This is a genomic window from Massilia paldalensis (assembly GCF_044901715.1).
Classification (GTDB): Bacteria; Pseudomonadota; Gammaproteobacteria; order Burkholderiales; family Burkholderiaceae_D; genus Telluria; species Telluria paldalensis.
Genome location: NZ_JBJCIU010000003.1, coordinates 358,307 through 380,205 on the forward strand (window position 1 = coordinate 358,307; position 21,899 = coordinate 380,205).

At 62.7% G+C, this 21,899-nt stretch carries 23 protein-coding genes; 20 read left to right on the top strand and 3 right to left on the bottom strand.

What is annotated here, in order from left to right; genetic code table 11:
• Positions 1-53 precede the first annotated feature (53 nt).
• Positions 54-824: a 5'-methylthioadenosine/adenosylhomocysteine nucleosidase gene (locus ACI1V7_RS16285; protein ID WP_404532843.1), complete on the bottom strand. Its 771-nt coding sequence runs from the start codon at positions 822-824 to the stop codon at positions 54-56.
• A 129-nt stretch (positions 825-953) separates the two neighbouring features.
• Here ACI1V7_RS16285 and ACI1V7_RS16290 point away from each other — a divergent pair, with 129 nt between their 5' ends.
• The 4 genes from ACI1V7_RS16290 to ACI1V7_RS16305 all read left to right on the top strand — a co-directional run bounded on the left by ACI1V7_RS16290 (position 954) and on the right by ACI1V7_RS16305 (position 5,710).
• Positions 954-1,217: a hypothetical protein gene (locus tag ACI1V7_RS16290; RefSeq protein ID WP_404532844.1), complete on the top strand. Its 264-nt coding sequence runs from the start codon at positions 954-956 to the stop codon at positions 1,215-1,217.
• Positions 1,218-2,313: 1,096 nt separating this feature from the next.
• Entirely contained in the window at positions 2,314-3,948 is a 1,635-nt protein-coding gene (locus ACI1V7_RS16295; protein WP_404532845.1) for a GMC family oxidoreductase, read from the top strand.
• Between the two features lie 82 nt (positions 3,949-4,030).
• On the top strand, positions 4,031-4,864 hold the full coding sequence (locus tag ACI1V7_RS16300) for an alpha/beta fold hydrolase (protein WP_404532847.1): 834 nt from the start codon (positions 4,031-4,033) through the stop codon (positions 4,862-4,864).
• A 75-nt stretch (positions 4,865-4,939) separates the two neighbouring features.
• Entirely contained in the window at positions 4,940-5,710 is a 771-nt protein-coding gene (locus ACI1V7_RS16305) for a sulfite exporter TauE/SafE family protein (protein ID WP_404532848.1), read from the top strand.
• A 23-nt stretch (positions 5,711-5,733) separates the two neighbouring features.
• Here the strand turns inward: ACI1V7_RS16305 and ACI1V7_RS16310 are convergent, their stop codons facing one another.
• A complete protein-coding gene (locus ACI1V7_RS16310) occupies positions 5,734-6,762 on the bottom strand; it encodes a DUF1176 domain-containing protein (RefSeq protein ID WP_404532849.1) in 1,029 nt (342 codons plus the stop codon).
• A gap of 198 nt (positions 6,763-6,960) precedes the next feature.
• On the opposite strand from ACI1V7_RS16310, the gene mnmG reads away from it, so the two are divergent.
• From mnmG to ACI1V7_RS16375, 13 genes are all read left to right on the top strand, one after another.
• Positions 6,961-8,919, top strand: a complete 1,959-nt coding sequence (gene mnmG / locus ACI1V7_RS16315; protein WP_404532850.1) for a tRNA uridine-5-carboxymethylaminomethyl(34) synthesis enzyme MnmG — start codon at positions 6,961-6,963, stop codon at positions 8,917-8,919.
• A complete protein-coding gene (rsmG, locus tag ACI1V7_RS16320) occupies positions 8,916-9,569 on the top strand; it encodes a 16S rRNA (guanine(527)-N(7))-methyltransferase RsmG (protein ID WP_404532851.1) in 654 nt (217 codons plus the stop codon). Before mnmG ends, rsmG begins: the two co-directional genes overlap by 4 nt.
• Before the next feature lie 126 nt (positions 9,570-9,695).
• Positions 9,696-10,466 carry a ParA family protein gene (locus tag ACI1V7_RS16325; RefSeq protein WP_290413081.1) on the top strand — a complete coding sequence of 257 codons (771 nt, stop codon included), beginning with the start codon at positions 9,696-9,698 and terminating at the stop codon, positions 10,464-10,466.
• A gap of 17 nt (positions 10,467-10,483) precedes the next feature.
• Positions 10,484-11,362, top strand: a complete 879-nt coding sequence (locus tag ACI1V7_RS16330) for a ParB/RepB/Spo0J family partition protein (protein ID WP_404532853.1) — start codon at positions 10,484-10,486, stop codon at positions 11,360-11,362.
• A gap of 456 nt (positions 11,363-11,818) precedes the next feature.
• Positions 11,819-12,157: an ATP synthase subunit I gene (locus ACI1V7_RS16335; protein WP_290413079.1), complete on the top strand. Its 339-nt coding sequence runs from the start codon at positions 11,819-11,821 to the stop codon at positions 12,155-12,157.
• 2 nt (positions 12,158-12,159) lie between these two features.
• Positions 12,160-12,993, top strand: a complete 834-nt coding sequence (atpB, locus tag ACI1V7_RS16340) for a F0F1 ATP synthase subunit A (protein ID WP_290413078.1) — start codon at positions 12,160-12,162, stop codon at positions 12,991-12,993.
• An 88-nt stretch (positions 12,994-13,081) separates the two neighbouring features.
• On the top strand, positions 13,082-13,324 hold the full coding sequence (gene atpE, locus ACI1V7_RS16345) for a F0F1 ATP synthase subunit C (protein ID WP_141836424.1): 243 nt from the start codon (positions 13,082-13,084) through the stop codon (positions 13,322-13,324).
• Positions 13,325-13,403: 79 nt separating this feature from the next.
• Positions 13,404-13,874 (top strand): F0F1 ATP synthase subunit B, encoded by a 471-nt coding sequence (locus tag ACI1V7_RS16350; RefSeq protein WP_404532854.1) that lies wholly within the window; start codon positions 13,404-13,406, stop codon positions 13,872-13,874.
• A 2-nt stretch (positions 13,875-13,876) separates the two neighbouring features.
• Entirely contained in the window at positions 13,877-14,410 is a 534-nt protein-coding gene (locus ACI1V7_RS16355) for a F0F1 ATP synthase subunit delta (protein WP_404532855.1), read from the top strand.
• Between the two features lie 68 nt (positions 14,411-14,478).
• Positions 14,479-16,014, top strand: coding sequence for a F0F1 ATP synthase subunit alpha (gene atpA, locus ACI1V7_RS16360; protein WP_404532856.1), 1,536 nt, complete (start codon positions 14,479-14,481; stop codon positions 16,012-16,014).
• A gap of 64 nt (positions 16,015-16,078) precedes the next feature.
• Positions 16,079-16,960, top strand: a complete 882-nt coding sequence (atpG, locus tag ACI1V7_RS16365) for a F0F1 ATP synthase subunit gamma (protein WP_404532857.1) — start codon at positions 16,079-16,081, stop codon at positions 16,958-16,960.
• Between the two features lie 63 nt (positions 16,961-17,023).
• A complete protein-coding gene (atpD, locus tag ACI1V7_RS16370) occupies positions 17,024-18,430 on the top strand; it encodes a F0F1 ATP synthase subunit beta (protein ID WP_290413074.1) in 1,407 nt (468 codons plus the stop codon).
• 24 nt (positions 18,431-18,454) lie between these two features.
• Positions 18,455-18,880 (top strand): F0F1 ATP synthase subunit epsilon, encoded by a 426-nt coding sequence (locus ACI1V7_RS16375; protein WP_314546447.1) that lies wholly within the window; start codon positions 18,455-18,457, stop codon positions 18,878-18,880.
• A 162-nt stretch (positions 18,881-19,042) separates the two neighbouring features.
• Here ACI1V7_RS16375 and ACI1V7_RS16380 read toward each other — a convergent pair whose 3' ends face one another.
• Positions 19,043-19,684, bottom strand: coding sequence for a peptidoglycan recognition protein family protein (locus ACI1V7_RS16380; protein ID WP_404532858.1), 642 nt, complete (start codon positions 19,682-19,684; stop codon positions 19,043-19,045).
• Between the two features lie 112 nt (positions 19,685-19,796).
• On the opposite strand from ACI1V7_RS16380, the gene ACI1V7_RS16385 reads away from it, so the two are divergent.
• The 3 genes from ACI1V7_RS16385 to ACI1V7_RS16395 all read left to right on the top strand — a co-directional run bounded on the left by ACI1V7_RS16385 (position 19,797) and on the right by ACI1V7_RS16395 (position 21,808).
• Positions 19,797-20,225: a CoA-binding protein gene (locus ACI1V7_RS16385; RefSeq protein WP_404532860.1), complete on the top strand. Its 429-nt coding sequence runs from the start codon at positions 19,797-19,799 to the stop codon at positions 20,223-20,225.
• Positions 20,222-21,067 (top strand): PPK2 family polyphosphate kinase, encoded by an 846-nt coding sequence (locus ACI1V7_RS16390; protein ID WP_404532861.1) that lies wholly within the window; start codon positions 20,222-20,224, stop codon positions 21,065-21,067. Before ACI1V7_RS16385 ends, ACI1V7_RS16390 begins: the two co-directional genes overlap by 4 nt.
• Before the next feature lie 141 nt (positions 21,068-21,208).
• Entirely contained in the window at positions 21,209-21,808 is a 600-nt protein-coding gene (locus ACI1V7_RS16395; protein WP_404532862.1) for a glutathione peroxidase, read from the top strand.
• The last annotated feature ends 91 nt before the right edge of the window (positions 21,809-21,899 follow it).

Genomic DNA, 21,899 nt, shown 5'->3' on the forward strand with positions numbered 1-21,899 from the left:
AGCGCCGTCGTCGGCGAGAGGAACGGCGTGCCCTTGCGGCACGCCGTTGTCGTTTACGGTGTCGGATTGGCGTTGATGCCCAGGCAGAACTGCCGGACGACGTGGAAGGCATAGCGCGACGCCACCGATGTCACGAAGCGCATGAAGTCGGTGGCCGCGTTTTCGTTGGCATTGTCCGAAATCGTGCGGATCACGCCGAACGGGATGCCCAGCTCGAAACAGACTTGCGCGACGGCCGCGCCTTCCATTTCCACGGCCAGCAGCCCCGGGAAGGCCTCTCCCAGGGCCTGGATACGCTCCCTGGCGCTCACGAACTCATCCGCACTGGCCACCAGGCCCCGATGCAGCCGCGGCCCGCTGAGCGCGAATACGGTCCTTTCCTGGGGATCGATGGCGGCAGCGAAGTCCTGGGCCAGGAAACGCTCGGCGGCATCGGCCAGCTGCATGCCCAGGTGCCGGTCCGTGGGGAAATGTGTCAAACCCGTCAGCGGTACCTCGAAACGGGGAAACAAGGGACGGGCATCCATATCGTGCTGGACCAGCGATTCGGCCACGACGATGTCCCCGACGCGGATCGACGGTGCTCCGCCGCCGGCCACACCCGTGAACAGGATGTGCGTAACTCCGAACTTTTCAACAAGCGTGGTGGCAGTCATTGCTGCAGCAACCTTGCCTATACGCGATAAAACGCACACAGCGTCGATTTCCCACAGTTGTCCGACAAAGTACTCGCGCATGCCGTGCATGAGCCTGTAGGGCCTCTCCATGGCTTCCACGAGCCCCTGCTGTTCTTCGTGCAACGCGCTGATGATCCCTAATCGCATGTTTTTCCCTGGCCTGGACGGGCGTTGAAGACCGTTTTTCGGGCTTGTGCACCTTGTTCGCGGTCTTTTTGTATTAGTAAACGAAGGTATATATAAAAACTGGTAGTGATAGTAAACGCGGAGTCGGCTGTGGATAAAGACGAATTTGTCTACAGCGTCAACGGTTTACGTACTGCCGGAAGTGCTGGAAAAACATTGTATCGATGCTGGACCGATGTTGGACAAAAACTGTTCAGCAAGAAAAAAGTCGCTTTTTGCACACTTGCTCCTGTGGATATGCAGGCGTTTTTCCACAGTCGCTGCGATTGTTGGCCATTTGCTGGCAGCGGAGACAGCGATCGGACGCTCGTCACCTGGGCTGCTGCCCCAGTTTATTGCCCAGCTTGTTCCTGATTGACGTGTTTTTAGTGCATGCGGGATGCAGCGTGTCTTGCCGAGGTGGCGTTCGCCTGCCTCATCCCTGTAGACCAAAAAACGCTCGCCAGCTGAAGCGTGTCCCGTTGAGGTGGCGTTCGGCTACCCCATTCCTGTAGACCCAAAAAAAGTTTGCCAGGTGAAGCGTCTCCGTCAGTCGGATGCGATGTGTCGCATCTCCATTACCTGCATGTTCGCGCTGTCGTTCAGGAAGCGAAGGCAGCGTCTCGTTTTCCTGCAGACAGATGAACGTGTGCAGGCCAGCGGCTATGCCGCGAGTCAGTGAGCGAGGCGAACCGGGGTTTGGCGCTGTGTGCAGAAATCGAGTTATCCCTCTATGAGTTAACTTGGATAGAAAGATAAGTTGGTAGTGATAGTAAACGCCGCCTGAACTGTGGATAAACGGGATTTTTTCCACAAGCTCAAGGGTTTACGTGCGTGTAAACGCGCTGGAAAAAACCTGTATCCGGCCGGGATCGAAACTGGACAAAAAATCGCGGTCTTCAGATTGCCCAGGTTTCGCACATTCGATCCTGTGGATATGCATGGGTTTATCCACATGCAGGCTGTTTTCTGGTGTCGATGGACTGGTGTGCAGGTTTTTTAGCCATGCGAGGAACAGGTCGACGTCGTCGTGTGATCTCGTTTGGCAGCCTTGCCGGAGTCGAAAAAAATTTTTCGATGTTCGCAGCGTTGTTGACATCGGTGTACTGGCAGTCCCGACGGTTTACCGGAATCGGGTTTTTTTTCGGGCCAAGGCTGTGCGCGCCGCCGGCACCTCAGGTTTACAAGCAAAAGCTTGTATACAGAATAGTGGTAGTAGTTAACGGTGCTACTGATCTGTGGATAAGCGTGATTTTGTCCACAACATCAAGCGTTTACGTCGCCGTAAACCCGGTGGGCTACCGCTGTGTTTGCCTGAGGGAAAAAATGGATAAAAATCCGGGCAAGGCGAAAAGCGGGCGTTCCCCACAATCCGTACCTGTGGATATGCAGATGCTTATCCACAGACCCGGAGACGGTCCATGAGCCCGGTTCTCTGCTACGCTGTACGGACGAGCAGGAGGAGACGACCATGGAATCCGCCGGTGAATACGATTACGTCATCGTGGGAGCGGGCACGGCCGGTTGCGTACTCGCGAACCGCCTGAGCCGGCACCCCGATATCGCGGTACTGTTGATCGAGGCGGGCGGCAAGGACGATTACCTGTGGATCCACATCCCCGTCGGCTACCTGTACTGCATCGACAATCCCCGTACCGATTGGCTGTTCCGTACCGAAAAGGATCCCGGTCTGGCTGGACGGGCGTTGCTCTACCCGCGCGGCAAAGTCCTCGGCGGCAGTTCCTCGATCAACGGCATGATCTATATGCGCGGCCAGCAAGGCGACTACGACCGCTGGGCGGACGTCTCAGGCGATGCGTCCTGGCGCTGGGAACACGTGCTGCCGCTGTTCCGGAAGAGCGAAGACCACTGGCTGGGCGCCAGCGCCATCCACGGCAGCGGCGGCGAATGGCGCGTCGAGCGCCAGTGCCTTTCCTGGGAAATCCTCGATGCCTTCCGCGCGGCGGCGAGCGAGACCGGCATTCCCGCAGTAACGGATTTCAATAGCGGAGACAATCACGGTTGCGCCTATTTCGAGGTCAACCAGCGCCGCGGCATCCGGCTGAACGCGGCCAAGGCCTTCCTGCGGCCCGCATCGGCGCGGCCGAACCTCACCATCATGACGGGCTGCCATGTGGAGCAGTTGCTGCTCGACGGGGAGGGGCAAGACGTGCTCTGCCGGGGCGTGCGCTTCAGTGGCGGCGGCCGCATGTTCACGGCGACGGCGCGGCGCGAAACCCTGCTGGCGGCAGGCGCCATCGGTTCGCCGCAGATCCTGCAACTGTCCGGCATCGGCCCCGCGCCGCACCTGCAAGGACTGGGGATCGTGCCCGTCGTCGATGCCCCCGGGGTCGGCGCCAACCTGCAGGACCACCTCCAACTGCGCATGGTCTACCGCATCGCCGGTGCGCGCTCGCTCAATACGCTGGCCTCGTCCTGGCACGGCAAGCTGCGCATCGGCCTGCAGTACCTGCTGTTCCAGAGCGGGCCGATGTCGATGGCGCCGTCGCAACTGGGCGCCTTCGCCCGCTCCGATCCCGGCCAGGCCACGCCCAACCTGCAATACCACGTGCAGCCGCTGTCGCTCGACAAGTTCGGCGATCCGCTGCACGGCTTTCCCGCCTTTACGGCGAGCGTCTGCAACCTGCGGCCGACGGCGCGCGGCCACGTGCGCATCGCTTCCGCCGACAGCCATGCGCCGCCGAAGATCGTGCCGAACTACCTGAGCACGCCGGAAGACCGCCGCGTGGCCGCCGCCGCGCTGGCGCTGACGCGGCGCATCGTGGCCGCGCCGGCGCTGGCCCGATACCGGCCGCAGGAGTTCAAGCCTGGTCCGGATTTCCAGACGGAGGACGAGCTGGCGGAAGCGGCAGGCCTGATCGGCACGACGATCTTCCACCCCGTCGGCACTTGCCGCATGGGCAGGAGCGACGATCCGCTGGCCGTCGTCGACGGCGCCCTGAACGTCAGGGGCGTGCGCCGCCTGCGCGTGGTCGATGCCTCGGTCATGCCCTTCATTACGTCCGGGAACACGAATTCGCCCACCTTGATGATCGCGGAAAAGACGGCGCAGGCGATCGAGGATGCGGGTTTCGCAGCCGGTTGAGCGGTGCCGCTCGGGTGCGTTGCACGCGCTGCGACGCAGGTAGAATGGGCCGACCAGGCAGGCCTCGGCCAAAGGAGACGGTGTGATCGACGAATCCCTCATGCTGGACGTGAACGGCATCCGCATGCATGTCACGACGACGGGGCAGGGGCCGACCGTGCTGCTGCTGCACGGCTTTCCCGATACGCACCAGGTCTGGCGCAAGCAGGTGGGCGTGCTGGCCGCCGCCGGCTACCGTGTCCTCGCCCCGGACCTGCGCGGCTATGGCCGCACCGATGCGCCGGGCGGCATCTTCGACTACACGCTGGACAAGCTGCGCAGCGACGTGCTGGGCCTGCTCGATGTGCTGCAGATCGACAAGGTGTTCATCGTCGGCCACGATTGGGGCAGCCTCATCGGCTGGCAGATCGCGACGCTGGCGCCGCAGCGCGTGCACCGCCTCGTGGCCCTGTCCGTCGGCCATCCGGCGGCCATCGCCCGCTCGGGCCTGCTCCAGCACTTGCGCATGACCTATGTGCTGGGGTTCATCCTGCCCGGCATCGCCGAACACACGCTGCGCGCGGGAGACTGGTTCATGATGCGCCAGTTCACCGACGAGCCCGGCCAGGCCGACCATTGGAAGCGCGAGCTATCGCCCCCGGGCCGCCTGACGGCGGCCCTGAATTACTATCGCGCCAATCTCGGCACGGGCCTGCCGCAATCCTATCCTCGCATCAAGGTGCCGGTGATGGGCATCTGGAGCGACCGCGATCCGGCGATGGGCGAGAAGCAGATGCGCGATTCCGCCCACTACGTGGAAGACGAGTTTCGCTTCGAAAGGATCCGTGGCGCCGACCACTGGCTGCAATTGACGGCGCACGAAAAGGTGAACGCACTGCTGCTCGAGTTCATCGGCGAGGCGCGCGTAACGGCCTGAGGGAAGAGGACACGGCGGTGAGGCGAGGTCTTGCGTGCCGTACAATAACGCTTTTCCTCGTGTTGCCCTGCCTCCATGTTCGATCTCACCCTCCTGGCCATCGCGGCCTTTGCTGCCGGTCTCGTCGATGCTGTCGTTGGTGGAGGAGGGTTGATCCAGATTCCCGCGATCTTCGCGGTGTATCCAAAGGAAGTGCCGGCCACGCTGATCGGCACGAACAAGCTGGCGTCCGTGTTCGGTACCTCGGTCGCGGCCGTCAAGTATGCGCGCCGCGTGCAGGTGGCGTGGAGCACGGCGGCACCGGCGGCCGTCGCAGCCTTCGCGTTCGCCTTCCTCGGCGCCTGGACCGTGACGCGTGTCCCGGCCGACTTCGTGCGCAGCCTGCTGCCCGTGGTGCTGGTGGCCGTTGCCGTCTACACGTTCAAGAAGAAAGATCTTGGGGCCATCCACGCCCCCCTGCACAGTGGTGCGAAGGAACGCTGGCTCGCGCTGGGTTTCGGCGGCGCCATCGGTTTCTACGACGGCTTCTTCGGTCCCGGCACGGGCAGCTTTTTGTTGTTCCTGTTCGTCCGCTTCTTCGGCTTCGATTTCCTCAGCGCGTCGGCGGCGGCCAAGGTCGTGAATGTGGCGTGTAATATTTCGGGCCTCATCCTGTTCGGCGCCAGCGGCCACCTGATCTGGCAACTGGGCCTGACGATGGCCGTGTGCCAGATCGCGGGTTCATTGATCGGCACCCGGTTAGCGCTGAAGCACGGCAGCGGATTTGTGCGCAAACTGTTCCTCGTCGTCGTGTCGCTGCTGATCGTAAAGACAGCCTGGGATACGGTCCGCCATCTCGGATGGTAATTGTTTCACGTGGAACAGTGACCTTATTTGGCTTCCCTTACGTCGGTGACGATCGTCGGCAGCTCCCATGCGCCACCGATGGCGATGTCGCGGCACATTCCACCCGTGCGCTGCGAAGTTTGTGAAAACGTGCGTCCGTCCCATGTCCACGTCCACCAACCCATGCAATCGCCGATGCCGCGGCCCCGCTGGACGGAACCGATGACGCCCTTGTCGTAGTCGGTTCCGGATGTCGTCACCAGTACCGGCGAATAGGGTGGCCGCGCATCGATGACCCAGTAGCCGTCTCCCGTGTTATAGGCAGCCAGCCAGCATGGATGGGATACGAGCAGTTTATCGTTCGACAGGCGATGGACTCCCAGCCTTTGCGGTTGTGACAGACTCGGGCAACTGTCGTCGTGGACCGTCTTGCGTAACGCCGGCAGTAGCTCGCGCTCCTGCCGGGCCGTGAACGTCACGGGTTTGCCTTCCGATGGAACGGGCGCCGCTCGGACTACCGGCGTTGGCAAGGCAGGCAGTACGGACGACTCCGGCTTGCTGCCTTTTCTGGCCAGCGCGCCGGACGTGTCGATGCGTCCCTGGAAATCATCCATTTTCAGGAGCACGGCGGTGGCGCCGGCAGTCGAGATGGTCCACGTCGTGCCGTTGCCGGTCCAGCCCAGCTTGGCGTCCTTGAGCAATGCGGGCAACAGTGCCTTGACCTGTGCGTCGGACAAGGTACCCGTGTTGTCATCCGGGTCGATGCGTACGGCGCCGAGCGGACGTCCGTCGATTGCCATCTGCAGTGTGGATGGGGAAGGGTGGCGGTCGTCGTCGGCCAACTGGATCTGGACCGCGACAGGCTGGTTGGGGCCCGCGCGGCGCGTCAGCAGGATGCTCGCGCGCAGCGGTACAGTTTCCGGATGGTAGCCTGCTGCGCGGCACGTCCGCGTGTTGTCGCAGACGAGTTCCCAGTCCTTGTGCTGGAAGTTCAGGGAAGGCAGATCGGAGCGTGGATAGGCGTACGAGAAGGAAGTTACAAAGAGCAGCAAACAAGGAAGCGTGCGCAGCATCGTCGTGGCATTGGAGTTGTTGGCTCGGCTGTAAGCCTAACATGACTAGGGTCATTACACGGCCGCACGCACGCCACCGTTCCTGACAGATTTGGTTTCACGTGAAACAAAATCTGTCGTTTTCGGGACCACTTCGGAGCCCCGCAGAAAAAAGAATCTATAATCCACCCTTAACTCCTCCTCGCTCCACATTCCATCATGCTTTATCCGACAGAATTCGACGTGATCGTCGTTGGCGGCGGCCATGCCGGCACCGAAGCGGCGCTCGCGTCCGCGCGCATGGGCCAGAAGACGCTCTTGCTTACGCACAACATTGAAACCCTGGGTGCGATGTCCTGCAACCCGTCCATCGGCGGTATCGGCAAGGGCCACCTGGTCAAGGAAGTCGATGCCATGGGCGGCGCGATGGCGATCGCCACCGACGAAGCCGGCATCCAGTTCCGCATCCTCAATTCCTCCAAGGGCCCGGCCGTGCGTGCTACCCGCGCCCAGGCCGACCGCGTGCTGTACAAGCATGCGATCCGTTCGCGTCTGGAAAACCAGCCGAACCTGTGGCTGTTCCAGCAGGCTGTCGACGACCTGATGGTCGAGGGCGACCGCGTCGTCGGTGCCGTGACCCAGGTCGGCCTGCGCTTCCGCGCCCGTGCCGTCGTGCTGACGGCAGGTACTTTCCTCGACGGGAAGATCCACGTCGGCCTGCAGAACTATGCGGCGGGACGCGCGGGCGATCCGCCGGCGATCTCGCTGTCGAGCCGGCTGAAAGAGCTCAAGCTGCCGCAGGGCCGTTTGAAGACGGGTACGCCGCCGCGCATCGACGGCCGCAGCATCGATTTTTCCGTCATGGCGGAGCAGCCGGGTGACCTGGATCCCGTCCCCGTTTTTTCCTATATGGGCAACGCCGCGATGCACCCGAAGCAGGTGCCGTGCTGGGTCACGCACACGAATGCGCAGACCCACGACATCATCCGTAACGGCCTCGACCGCAGCCCAATGTACACGGGCGTGATCGAAGGCGTCGGCCCGCGCTACTGCCCATCGATCGAAGACAAGATCCACCGCTTCTCGTCGAAGGAATCGCACCAGATCTTCCTGGAACCGGAAGGCCTCACGACCAACGAGTTCTACCCGAACGGGATCTCGACGAGCCTGCCGTTCGACGTGCAGCTGGACCTGGTGCGCTCGATGCGCGGCCTGGAAAACGCCTTCATCCTGCGCCCCGGCTACGCGATCGAATACGATTACTTCGACCCGCGCGGCCTGAAGGCTTCGCTGGAAACGAAGGCGATCGGCGGCCTGTTCTTCGCCGGCCAGATCAACGGCACCACCGGCTACGAAGAAGCGGCGGCCCAGGGCATGCTGGCCGGTATCAATGCGGCGCTGCAGACCCAGGGCAAGGAAGCATGGACGCCGGGCCGTTCGGAAGCCTACCTCGGCGTGCTGGTCGACGACCTGACGACGCAGGGCGTGGCGGAACCCTACCGCATGTTCACGAGCCGTGCCGAGTATCGCCTGTCGCTGCGCGAGGACAATGCCGACATGCGCCTGACGGAGATCGGCCGCAAGCTGGGCGTCGTCGGCGATGCCCAGTGGGAAGCGTTCGAGCGCAAGCGCGAAGCCGTCGCACAAGAGCTGGAACGCCTGCGTTCGACTTGGGTCAACCCGCGCATCCTGGCGGCCGCCGAATCGGAACGCGTGATCGGCCAGGCCATCGAACGGGAGTACAACCTGGCCGACCTGCTGCGCCGTCCGGGTGTCGACTACGACAAGCTGGTGACGCTGACGGGCGTCGAAGGGCAGGCGCTGGCCGGTCCCGGCGTGACGGATCCGGCCGTGAAGGAACAGGTCGAGATCCAGCTGAAATATTCCGGCTATATCGACCGCCAGGCGCGCGAGGTGGAGCGTCACGACCACTACGAAAACCTGAAGCTGCCGGAAAACCTGAACTACCTGGAGATCGCCGCCCTGTCGATCGAAGTGCGCCAGAAGCTGGACAAGCAGCGTCCCGAGACGCTGGGCCAGGCCTCGCGCATCTCCGGCGTGACGCCGGCGGCTATCTCCCTGCTGCTGGTGCACCTCAAGAAGCGCGGCGCCAAGGGCTTTACCAATGCGCCGAACGACGTGGCGAACAGCGCACCGAACGAGGAATCCGCCGCATGAAGAATTTCGACCGCGTCGCACTGGCGCAGGTACTGGCCGACGGCATCGCCGAGATGGGGCTGGCGGTAACGCCGCCCCAGCAGGAACAATTAATGGACTACCTGGGCCTGATGTTCAAGTGGAACAGCGTGTACAACCTGACTTCGCTGCGCGACCCGATGCAGATGGTGACGCACCACCTGCTCGATTCGCTGGCGGCCGTGCCGGCCTTTGCCAGCGCGCGCAATGTGCTGGACGTGGGTTCGGGCGGTGGCCTGCCCGGCATCGTGCTGGCCATCGTGCGGCCCGACATGAACGTGTCGATGATCGATACCGTGCACAAGAAGACGGCCTTCCTCACGCAAGTGAAAGCCCAGCTTGCCCTGGCCAACGTGACCGTGTACACGGCGCGGGTCGAGCAACTGCAGCTTGCCGAGGACGCGCGTTTCGACGTGATCACCTCGCGCGCGTTCGCCGACCTGTCCGATTTCGTCAACTGGTCCTCGCACCTGCTGGCCGAGGGCGGACGCTACATCGCCTTGAAAGGCACGGCGCCCAGGGACGAGCAGCAGCGCCTGCCGGGCGAATGGAAGGTGAGCGGCGTGGCGCCCCTGCAGGTGCCCAGGCTGGGAGCGGAACGCCACCTGGTATTCATCGAGCCGGCGGCATGACGATTCATCGCCAGACCACATTAACCATGTAAATGGTATAAATCGTTTATACCGTTTATATCGTATAAATCATTTTAACGATATTAATGGTATGTCCGGTTATACCGCCAACCAAGAAGATCCTGCATGGCGAAAATTTTTTGCGTAGCAAACCAGAAGGGCGGGGTGGGCAAGACCACCACCAGCGTCAACCTGTCGGCCGGCCTGGCCAAGCTTGACCAGCGCGTGCTGCTGGTCGACCTGGACCCGCAGGGCAACGCCACGATGGGCGCCGGCATCAACAAGGCCGGCCTCGCGTCGTCGATCTACCAGGTGCTGCTGGGCGAGGCCGACGTCGCCACGGCGCGCCTGCGCAGCGAAGCGGGGAGGTTCGACGTCCTGCCCGCCAACCGCGAACTGGCCGGCGCCGAAGTCGAGATGGTCGAACTGGAAAACCGCGAGCGCCGCCTGAAGGACGCGCTGGCCAAGGTCGACGCCGACTACGACTTCATCCTGATCGACTGCCCGCCCGCGCTGTCGCTGCTGACCCTGAACGGTCTGGTGTGCGCGCACGGCGTGATCATCCCGATGCAGTGCGAATACTATGCGCTGGAAGGCCTGTCCGACCTGGTCAACACGATCAAGAAGGTGCACGCCAACCTGAACCACGACCTCAAGATCATCGGCCTGTTGCGCGTGATGTTCGATCCGCGCATGACGCTGTCGCAGCAGGTGTCCGGCCAGCTCGAGCAGCACTTCGGCGACAAAGTGTTCAAGACCATCATCCCGCGCAACGTGCGTCTGGCCGAAGCGCCGTCCTACGGCATCCCCGGCGTCGTGTTCGATCCTTCGTCGAAGGGCGCGCAGGCGTACATCGCTTTCGGCGCCGAGATGGTCGAGCGCATCAAGACTTTATAAATCACCGATTCCACACCATGGCAACCAAAAAACTGAAAGGACTCGGGCGCGGCCTCGACGCACTGCTCGGCGCCGACGCGCCGGATGCTGCCGCCCCCAGCGGCACGCCGTCGACGCTGAAGGTCGACCAGGTCCAGGCCGGCAAGTACCAGCCGCGCACGCGCATGGACGACGGCTCGCTGGCCGAACTGGCGTCTTCCATCAAGAGCCAGGGCATCATGCAGCCCGTGCTGGTGCGCCCGATCGACGGCAACGGCACCGTGCGCTACGAGATCATCGCCGGCGAACGGCGCTTCCGCGCCGCGCAACTGGCCGGCCTGGACGAGATCCCCGTGCTCGTGCGCGAAGTCGACGACCAGAACGCCGCCGCGATGGCGCTGATCGAGAACATCCAGCGCGAAGACCTGAACCCGCTGGAGGAAGCGCAGGGCATCGCGCGCCTGATCGCGGAATTCGACTTCACCCACGAGCAGGCCGCCCAGGCCGTCGGCCGTTCGCGCAGCGCCGTATCGAACCTGTTGCGCCTCGTGAACCTGGCGCAGCCGGTACAGACGATGCTGATGGCGGGCGATATCGACATGGGCCATGCGCGCGCGCTGCTCGCCGTCGACGGCGCCAGCCAGATCGGCCTGGCGAACCAGGTCATCGCCAAGCGCCTGTCCGTGCGCGAGACGGAGAAGCTCGTTGCCCGCGCGCTGGAGGAACAGCAGGCGCCGGCGGCCGGCGCACGCCAGAAGGAAAAGTCGGGCGACATCGTGCGCCTGGAAGAAGAACTGTCGGACAAGCTGGCGACCCCGGTAGTCTTCAAGATGGGACCGAAGGGCAGGGGCCAGATGATCATCGACTTCGCCGACCTCGACATCCTCGACAGCGTGCTGGCGCGCCTGCGCGCCTGAGCAGGCGTATGCATGGTGGGCATGCGATGCCCACCCTACGCGCTGCCGACCTCGCGCGCGCAACATCGTGTCGATAGCACCGTGTGGACAACATCGCGCTTGTCCACACCGCCGCACCACCGCAACGCATCCATGTACCTTCCCAGAAGCAATTTCTCATGCAGATGACATGGACTTGTCATCACGCCAGCTTATCCTCAACATGACAAGCGCACGACCCGCGAATGGCCCGAACACGCCGTCAGTACGCAAGCCAGGCCACGACGTTCCACGATTTTGTAGGAAATTTAACAAATTCCGCGAAATTTACTTTGTCGTTTTTACATCGCAATCAAGGACTTATAACTCGTGAAGGGTTTGACTACGCATTCGATAACCCTTTATAATCCCGCTGATTCATGTAATTACCATACCGTAACTCGGTTCCATCACGGCTAGCGCGAAAGAATAATAACAATGCTGCGCTTGGTCTCCCTGCAAATCCTGGCAACACTTGTGGCCGGCCTGATCGCCGGACTGCTGGGGGGATGGTCTGCGATGTTTTCGGCGGTACTTGGCGGGATGTGTTGTGTCGTGCCCAATGGCATCATGGCGTTTCGCCTGTTCGCCAGCTCGCAAAAAATGGGCGGTGCAAACCCTGCCACATTTTTCATCTGGGAATTTGTAAAGATTGCTCTGACGCTGGCGCTGTTGTTCGCAACGGTGCGGGCGTATCACGATCTGAACTGGCTGGCCCTGCTGGGCGGGTTCATCGTGGCGCTGAAAAGTTACATCATCTTATTATTTAGGCACTGACAATGACGAGTCCAACGGTAGAAAACGCGGCGGCGCATGCACCGACCGCGGGCGAGTACATCACCCACCACCTGGGTCACCTGACGAACATCCACCAGGGTTTCATCGTCGACTTCAGCGTCATCAACTATGACACCGTATTCTGGTCGATCCTGATGGGCGTGGTCGGCACCTTCGTGCTGTGGCTGGGCACCCGCCGCGCCACCTCGGGCGTGCCGGGCCGCTTCCAGGGCGCCATCGAAGCCGTCGTCGAAATGGTCGAAGACCAGTCGAAGTCCATCATCCATGGCGACCGCAGCTTCATCGCTCCGCTCGCACTGACCGTGTTCATCTGGGTGTTCCTGATGAACTGCCTGGACTTCCTGCCGGTCGACATGTTTGCCGGCATCTTCCGCGCACTGGGCCTGGGCGAGCCGCATTTCCGTATCGTCCCGACCGCCGACCTGAACGGTCCGCTGGGCATGGCGCTGGGCGTGCTGGCCGTGGTCCTCTACTACAACGTGAAAATCAAGGGTATCGGCGGCTGGATCCATGAACTGTTCGCAGCGCCGTTCGGCATCTGGCTGGCACCGTTCAACTTCCTGTTGAACCTGATCGAATACGCAGCTCGTACCGTGTCGCTCGGTATGCGACTGTTCGGCAATATGTACGCCGGCGAACTGCTGTTCCTGTTGATTGCGCTGCTCGGCGCCATGGCAACCCCGTTCGGCGTCGTTGGCCACGTGATTGCTGGTTCGATCTGGGCAATCTTCCACATCCTGATCGTCCTCCTGCAGGCATTCATCTTCATGATGCTGACGCTGGTGTATATCGGTCAGGCCCACGAGAGCCACTGACCCACGCGATCGCAAGACGTACAAGATAGTGGTAGTAAAGAAGTAGTAATTTTTATAGTTTTTACATTTAACTTTTGGAGTAAATCTCATGACTGACGTTTCTTTCGTTGCACTGGCTTGCGGTCTGATCATCGGCCTGGGCGCTATCGGCGCATGTATCGGTATCGCTATCATGGGCGGTAAATACCTGGAAGCCTCGGCACGTCAGCCTGAACTGATGAACACCCTGCAGACCAAGATGTTCCTGCTGGCTGGCCTGATCGACGCGGCGTTCCTGATCGGTGTTGGTATCGCCATGCTGTTCGTGTTCGGCAAGCCGTTCACCAGCTAATAAAGATTCCCACGACGAGGGACTTGAAAGAGCCGAACCTCCCCGGTTCGGCATCCGTTTTTGTGAGAAGGAATCTACCGTGAATCTGAACGCAACCTTGATTGTTCAGTTCGTGGTCTTCTTCATCCTGGTGTTCGTCACGATGAAATTCGTGTGGCCGCCGGTGATGAAAGCGCTCGACGAGCGCGCCGAGAGGATCGCGAATGGCCTGGCCGCTGCCGACCGTGGCAAGGCCGAAGCCGCCGCCGCTGAAAAGCGCATCGCCGCCGAGCTGGCTGCCACCCGTGAAGAAAGCGTCAAGCGCATCGCCGACGCCGAAAAACGTGCCCAGGCCATCATCGACGAAGCCAAGCAACAGGCTGCCATCGAAGCCGCGCGCATCATCGAAGGCGCGAAGGCCGACGCCGAACAGCAAGCAACCCGCGCGCGCGAAGAACTGCGCGGCCAGGTGGCTGCCCTCGCCGTCGCCGGCGCCGAGCAGATCCTGAAGCGCGAAGTGAACGCAGCGGCCCACGCCGACCTGCTGAACCGTCTGTCGACCGAGCTCTGATCATGGCTGAACTCGCAACCGTCGCCCGCCCCTATGCCGAAGCGCTGTTCCGTGTCGCCCAGAACGGCGACATGGCGGCCTGGTCGGCCATCGTCGGGGAACTGGCCCAGATCGGCGCCAACCCGGACCTGCAGGCTTACGCCAGCAATCCGAACCTCACGCACGCCCAGCTGGCCGACACGATTGCGTCCCTGGTCAAGACGCCGCTGAGCGTTGAGGCAAAAAACTTTATCGCGATGCTGGCCGAAAACGGCCGTATCGCCCTGCTGCCGGAAATCGGCGTCCAGTTCAACGTGCTCAAGAACGCACAGGCTGGCGCCGCCGACGCGACGATCTACAGCGCGTTCGATATTTCGGCCGACCAGCTCACCCAGGTGGTCGCCACGCTGGAAAAGAAATTTGGCCGCAAGCTGAACCCCACGGTCGCAGTAGACCCGTCGCTGATCGGTGGTGTGCGCGTGGTCGTCGGCGATGAAGTGCTCGATACCTCGGTCCGCGCGAAGCTGCAGCAGATGCACAACGCGCTGGTCGCCTGAGCGAATCGCACCGTCACCGCGTCCAGGCTCTTGCCCTACGCATCAAGAAACTATTAGGAGTTAGCATCATGCAACTTAATTCGTCTGAAATCAGCGAACTGATCAAGAGCCGCATCCAGGGCCTCGAAGGTTCGGCTGATGTTCGTAACCAAGGCACGGTGATCTCCGTCGCCGACGGTATCTGCCGCATCCATGGTCTGTCGGACGTGATGCAGGGCGAGATGCTGGAATTCCCGGGCAACACCTTCGGCCTGGCGATGAACCTCGAGCGCGACTCGGTCGGCGCCGTGATCCTGGGCGCCTACGAGCACATCTCGGAAGGCGACACCGTCAAGACCACCGGCCGCATCCTGGAAGTGCCGGTCGGTCCGGAACTGCGCGGCCGCGTCGTCAACGCGCTGGGCCAGCCGATCGACGGCAAGGGTCCGGTCACCGCCTCGCTGACCGCTCCGATCGAAAAGATCGCCCCGGGCGTCATCGCGCGCGAATCCGTGTCGCAGCCGATGCAGACCGGCATCAAGTCGATCGACGCCATGGTGCCGATCGGCCGCGGCCAGCGCGAACTGATCATCGGCGACCGCCAGACCGGTAAATCGGCTGTCGCAGTCGACGCGATCATCAACCAGAAGGGCCAGGACGTCACCTGCGTGTACGTCGCCATCGGCCAGAAGGCATCGACCATCAAGAACATCGTGCGCTCGCTGGAAGAGCACGGCGCGATGGAATACACCATCGTGGTGGCTGCCTCGGCGTCGGAATCGGCCGCCATGCAGTACATCTCGGCCTACTCGGGCTGCGCGATGGGCGAATACTTCCGCGACCGCGGCGAAGACGCGCTGATCGTGTACGACGACCTGTCGAAGCAGGCCGTGGCTTACCGCCAGATTTCGCTGCTGCTGCGCCGTCCGCCGGGCCGCGAAGCCTACCCGGGCGACGTGTTCTACCTGCACAGCCGCCTGCTGGAACGCGCAGCACGCGTGAACGCCGACTACGTCGAGAAGTTCACCAATGGCGCCGTGACCGGCAAGACCGGCTCGCTGACCGCACTGCCGATCATCGAAACGCAAGCGGGCGACGTCTCGGCCTTCGTGCCGACCAACGTCATCTCGATTACCGACGGCCAGATCTTCCTGGAAACCTCGCTGTTCAACGCCGGTATCCGTCCGGCGATCAACGCGGGTATCTCGGTGTCGCGCGTCGGTGGCGCAGCCCAGACCAAGGTCATCAAGAACCTGTCCGGCGGTATCCGTACCGACCTGGCACAGTACCGTGAACTGGCCGCGTTCGCGCAGTTCGCATCGGACCTGGACGAATCGACCCGCAAGCAGCTGGACCGCGGCGCGCGCGTGACCGAACTGCTGAAGCAGAAGCAGTTCGCACCGCTGCCGATCTCGCTGATGGCCGCGTCGCTGTTCGCAGTGAACAAGGGCTACCTGGACGACGTCGACGTCAAGCGCGTGCTGGACTTCGAAGCCGGCCTGCACGGCTTCCTGAAGACCAGCCACGGTGCCCTGCTGTCGAAGATCGAACAGGCCAAGGCACTGGACAAGGATGGCGAAGCGGCACTGGCTGCTGCCATCGGCGACTTCAAGAAGTCGTTCTAAGACGCGCGTTCCAATGGACCGCAGGACGGGGAGCAATCCCCGTCCGCACAAGGAGTAAGGGCTCATGGCAGCAGGCAAAGAGATACGTGGCAAGATCAAGAGCGTAGAAAATACGAAGAAGATCACCAAGGCGATGGAAATGGTCGCCGCGTCCAAGATGCGCAAGGCGCAGGACCGGATGCGCGCCGCCCGTCCCTACAGCGAGAAGATCCGTAACATCACGGCCAATCTCGCTACTGCGAACCCGGAGTACACCCACGCGTTCATGGCGCAAGCCAGGGACGTCGAGGCGAAAGCCGTCGGCTTCATCGTCGTCACGACCGACAAGGGTCTGTGCGGCGGCATGAACACCAACGTGCTGCGCCAGGTGACGCAGAAGACCCGCGAGGCGGAAGCCGCGGGCAAACGCATTGAAGTCGTTGCAATCGGTAATAAAGGTCTGGGCTTCCTGAACCGCATCGGCGTGAAGGTCGTGTCCAGCGTGACGCAAATCGGCGATACGCCGCACCTGGAAAAGCTGATCGGCCCGATCAAGGTCATGCTCGACGCCTACCAGGACGGCCAGCTGGACGCGGTGTACCTGTGCTACACCAAGTTCATCAACACCATGCGCCAGGAACCGGTGGTCGAGCAGCTGCTCCCGCTGCCGGCCAAGGCACTGGAAGCGGACGCCGGCGGCCACTCGTGGGATTACATCTACGAGCCGGACGCGCAGGTCGTCATCGACGAGCTCTTGATGCGCTACGTCGAAGCGCTGATCTACCAGGGCGTGGCCGAGAACCTGGCGTCCGAGCAATCGGCGCGCATGGTGGCGATGAAGGCCGCGAGCGACAACGCAGGCAGCGTCATCGGCGAGCTGAAGCTGGTCTACAACAAGACCCGCCAGGCAGCGATTACGAAAGAACTCTCCGAGATCGTCTCCGGCGCCGCTGCAATCAGCGGCTGATCGGGCATCGAGCAGCAAACGATCTCTTGCAACGAAATTAAAACTATATCTGAAGGAACGAACATGGCTGATGGCAAAATCGTTCAGTGTATCGGCGCCGTGGTTGACGTGGAATTCCCGCGCAACGCAATGCCGAAGGTGTACGACGCACTGAAAATGGAAGGCTCCGAACTGACTCTGGAAGTGCAGCAGCAGCTGGGTGACGGCATCGTCCGTACCATCGCGCTGGGCAGCTCGGAAGGCCTGCGTCGCGGCATGACCATCCAGAACACCGGCAACCCGATCATGGTGCCGGTCGGTCCGGCTACCTTGGGCCGCATCATGGACGTGCTGGGCAACCCGATCGACGAGCGCGGCCCGGTCAGCAGCGAGCGCACCGCCTCGATCCACCGCAGCGCACCGCAGTACGACGAACTGTCGCCGTCGACCGACCTGCTGGAAACCGGCATCAAGGTGATCGACCTGGTGTGCCCGTTCGCCAAGGGCGGTAAAGTCGGCCTGTTCGGCGGCGCCGGCGTCGGCAAGACCGTCAACATGATGGAACTGATCAACAACATCGCCAAGGCACACTCGGGTCTGTCCGTGTTCGCCGGCGTGGGCGAGCGTACCCGCGAAGGTAACGACTTCTACCACGAAATGGCCGATGCCAAGGTCGTCGACCTGGACGACCTGGGCAACTCGAAGGTCGCGATGGTCTACGGCCAGATGAACGAACCGCCGGGCAACCGTCTGCGCGTCGCGCTGACCGGCCTGACCATGGCCGAAGCGTTCCGTGACGAAGGCAAGGACGTCCTGTTCTTCGTGGATAACATCTACCGCTACACCCTGGCCGGTACCGAAGTGTCGGCACTGCTGGGCCGTATGCCGTCGGCAGTGGGCTACCAGCCGACCCTGGCCGAAGAAATGGGCCGCCTGCAGGAGCGCATCACCTCGACCAAGACCGGCTCGATCACCTCGATCCAGGCCGTGTACGTCCCTGCGGACGACTTGACCGACCCGTCGCCGGCAACCACCTTCGCCCACCTGGACTCGACCGTCGTGCTGTCGCGTGACATCGCCTCGCTGGGTATCTACCCGGCAGTCGACCCGCTGGACTCGACCTCGCGCCAGCTGGACCCGCTGGTCGTCGGCGAAGAGCACTACGCCACCGCGCGCGCCGTGCAGGGCACCCTGCAGCGCTACAAGGAACTGCGCGACATCATCGCGATTCTGGGCATGGACGAACTGGCACCGGAAGACAAGCTGGTCGTCGCACGCGCTCGCAAGATGCAGCGTTTCCTGTCGCAGCCGTTCCACGTCGCCGAAGTCTTCACGGGCGCACCGGGCAAGTACGTTTCGCTGAAGGACACGATCAAGGGCTTCAAGATGATCGCGTCGGGCGAACTGGACCACCTGCCGGAGCAGGCGTTCTACATGGTCGGCACCATCGAGGAAGCCATCGAAAAGGGCAAGAAGCTGGCTGCCGGCTAATCGAGCCCTCTTCAAAGGACACACATGGCAAATACCATTCACGTTGACGTCGTCTCCGCCGAAGAGCAGATCTTCTCGGGCGAAGCCGAATTCGTCGCGTTGCCGGGTGAAGCGGGCGAGCTGGGCATCTACCCGATGCACACTCCCCTGATCACGCGCATCCGTCCGGGTGCCGTGCGCATCAAGGTGGCGGGCCGCAGCGACGAAGAGTTCGTGTTCGTCGCCGGCGGTATCCTGGAAGTCCAGCCGAAAGGCGTGACCGTACTGGCCGACACCGCGATCCGCGGCGCCGACCTGGACGAAGCGAAAGCCCAGGAAGCCAAGCGCATGGCCGAAGAGCTGATGCTGAACAAGGATACGCAGATCGACTACGCCAAGGCGCAAGCCGAACTGGCTGCGGCGATCGCGCAGCTGGCCGCCATTCAGAAACTGCGTTCGCGCGGTCGCTGATACGCTGGTCCAGCGTCATGAAAGGCAGCCTGCGGGCTGCCTTTTTTATTGTCTGACGCGCCTCTACCAACGTCGTCCCTGCGCAGGCAGGGACCCAAGTTCTGCGGGAGCTGTCGACACGCATGCAACATTGGGTCCCTGCCTGCGCAGGGACGACGTTGGTCAGCGCTGTTGTTCATCCAGCAGGGCATGTTCCCGCGCCAGCCTGAGCGCCACGTGGTGCCGGAAATACCCTTCCTGCACATAGCGGTACAGGTTCGCGCCGGGGCACACGGTGCGGCTGGAATAGTCGCGGTGCGTGCGGATCCCGTCCAGGCCCACGTGGTAGCGATCGGCCAGCAGCGCCATCAAGTCCACGATCGCATCGAGCTGCCGCTGGTTCGGCTCGACCTCCTCGAAGTTGCCGACCACTTCGATCAGCGCATGACCGGTGGGGTCGTATTCCGTGTTGGTGTCGCCCGCGTAGGCGATGTCGCGTCCTGCGTAGATGCGGCCGTCGAGGTCGATGATGTAGTGGTAGGGGATGTCCAGCCAGCCCTGGGTGGTGCGCGACCATGCCTGCAGATTGCGCAGGTACTGGCGCGGATCGGTGCCCGGCGCGAACGGCTCGCCCTGGTGGTGCAGGGTGATGTGAGTGACCACCTGCTTCCGCGCCCGCGCGGCGTCCACCGGCGTGCCGCCCCAGTCGCGCACGGGCACGATGGCGCGTCCGACGTCGGCCAGCGTTTGCGCCTGCGCGGGCAGGGCGCCGGCAAGCAGCGGCAGCAGGCAGCACAGGAAGGCGAGGGCAGGGCGCAGGGACATGCCCCATCTTTCCATATTCTTACCGGAGAGGCAACGCTGGCATCGTTGCGCCGGACAGGCTGGCGAACCTGATAAGCTGGCGACAACGACAACACCACGCCAAGAATCCGCCATGCGAACCATCGAACAGATCCTCCACGCCGCGAAGAACATCGCCGTCGTCGGCTTGTCCAACAAGCCGGAGCGCGCCAGCCACGAAGTGGCCACTTACCTGCAGCAGCAGGGCTACCGCATCCTGCCCGTCAATCCCGCCTATGCCGGCCAGGAGCTGCTGGGCGAGAAGGTCCACGCCACGCTGCAGGAAGCGGCCGACATGCTGGCGCAGGACGGCCAGCACATCGACGTCGTCGACGTGTTCCGCAAATCGGAAGAGGTACCGCCCGTCGCCAAGGATGCGATCGACGTGCGCGCCGGCGCCCTGTGGATGCAGCTCGGCATCGAGAACCAGGTGGCTGCCGACCTCGCGCGTGCGGCGGGCCTGGACGTCGTCATGAACCACTGCATGCTGATCGAGCATCGCAAGATGGCGGACCGCGCATGAAGTCGATGCTCGAACGCTTCCGCGCACCCAAGGACCTGAAACTGGACGACAAGTCCGCCAGCGAGACGCCGCTGCGCAAGAACGGCAAGGGAAACGGTAAAGGCAACGGCAAGGCCGAGGTCAAGGAGCGCGAGCGAGCGCTTACTGCCGAGTTGACGGGCCAGGTCGCCAAGCTCCAGGAAAAACTGTATGCGGCGCGCCAGAAGAAGCTGCTGCTGGTGCTGCAGGGCATGGACACCTCGGGCAAGGACGGCACCGTGAGCGCGCTGTTCTCGCAGATCAATCCGATGGGCCTGTCGTCGACCGCGTTCACGGCGCCGACGGCACGCGAGCAGGCCCACGATTTCCTGTGGCGCGTCCACCCGCACATGCCGGGCAAGGGAGAGATCGCGATCTTCAACCGCAGCCACTACGAAGACGTGCTGGTGCCGCGCGTGATGGGGGGAATCGATGGCGACGAGTGCGAGCGCCGTTACGCCCAGATCCGTGACTTCGAGCGCCTGCTGTCCGAATCCGGCACGACGATCGTGAAGGTATTCCTGCACCTGTCGAAGGACGAACAGAAACAGCGCCTGCAGGAGCGCCTGGACGACCCGGAAAAGCACTGGAAGTTCGATCCGGCCGACCTCGTCGCGCGCGAAAAATGGGACGACTACCAGAAGGCCTATGCGGATGCGATCAACGCGACGGACCGCGACCACGCGCCCTGGTACGTGGTGCCGGCCGATTCCAAGACCCACCGCAACCTGATCATCGCCCACCTGATGCTGGAGACGATGCAGGGGATGAAGCTGGAGTGGCCGGAACCGAAGGCCGACCTGGCCAAGGTGCGCATCGACTAGCAGACTATCCCAGTAGGGTGGGCACCATGTGCCCACCGCGCGCTGGCGTGACGCGCATGTTCGGTGGGCACGTGGTGCCCACCCTACGTCCCCTGCTCTTGGCATAGAATGAAGCTCTTTCAACCTCGTTCGAGCGCTTCCATGTCCAAGACCCTCGCCCTGCTGTTTTCCGCCGGCGCCGCCGTCACCGCCTTCGTCGCCACGGCCCCCGCACAGGCCCAATCGGCGGCTCCGGCCCAGCCGGCAGCGGCCGCCCCGGCCAGCTGCCCGGCCGTGCTGCACCATACCTTCAAGCGCCTGCAGGACGAGGCGCCGCAGGACCTGTGCCAGTACGCCGGCAAGGTGGTGCTGGTGGTGAACACGGCCAGCTACTGCGGCTACACCAAGCAGTACGACGGCCTGGAAAAACTGTATTCGAAGTACGCGCCGCGCGGTCTGGTGGTGCTGGGCTTCCCGTCGAACGACTTCAAGCAGGAAGACGCCGACGCCAAGAAGATCGCCGACCTCTGCTACAACACCTATGGCGTGAAGTTCCCGATGTTCGCCAGCACCGTGGTCTCCGGCGACAAGGCCAATCCGCTGTACACGGAACTGATCAAGGCGACGGGCAACCAGCCCAAGTGGAACTTCAACAAATACCTGATCGGGCGCGACGGCAAGGTGACGGACTACTTCCCGAGCAAGGTGACGCCGGAGGATCCGGCGCTGGTGGGCAAGATCGAGAAGGCGCTGGGTAGCTGATCCGGGCTAGTCAAGTAACATCAAACAACGTCAAAAAACGTCGTCCCTGCGGAGGCAGGGAGTCGTTTCCGGCAATGCCGGGAACGACGGC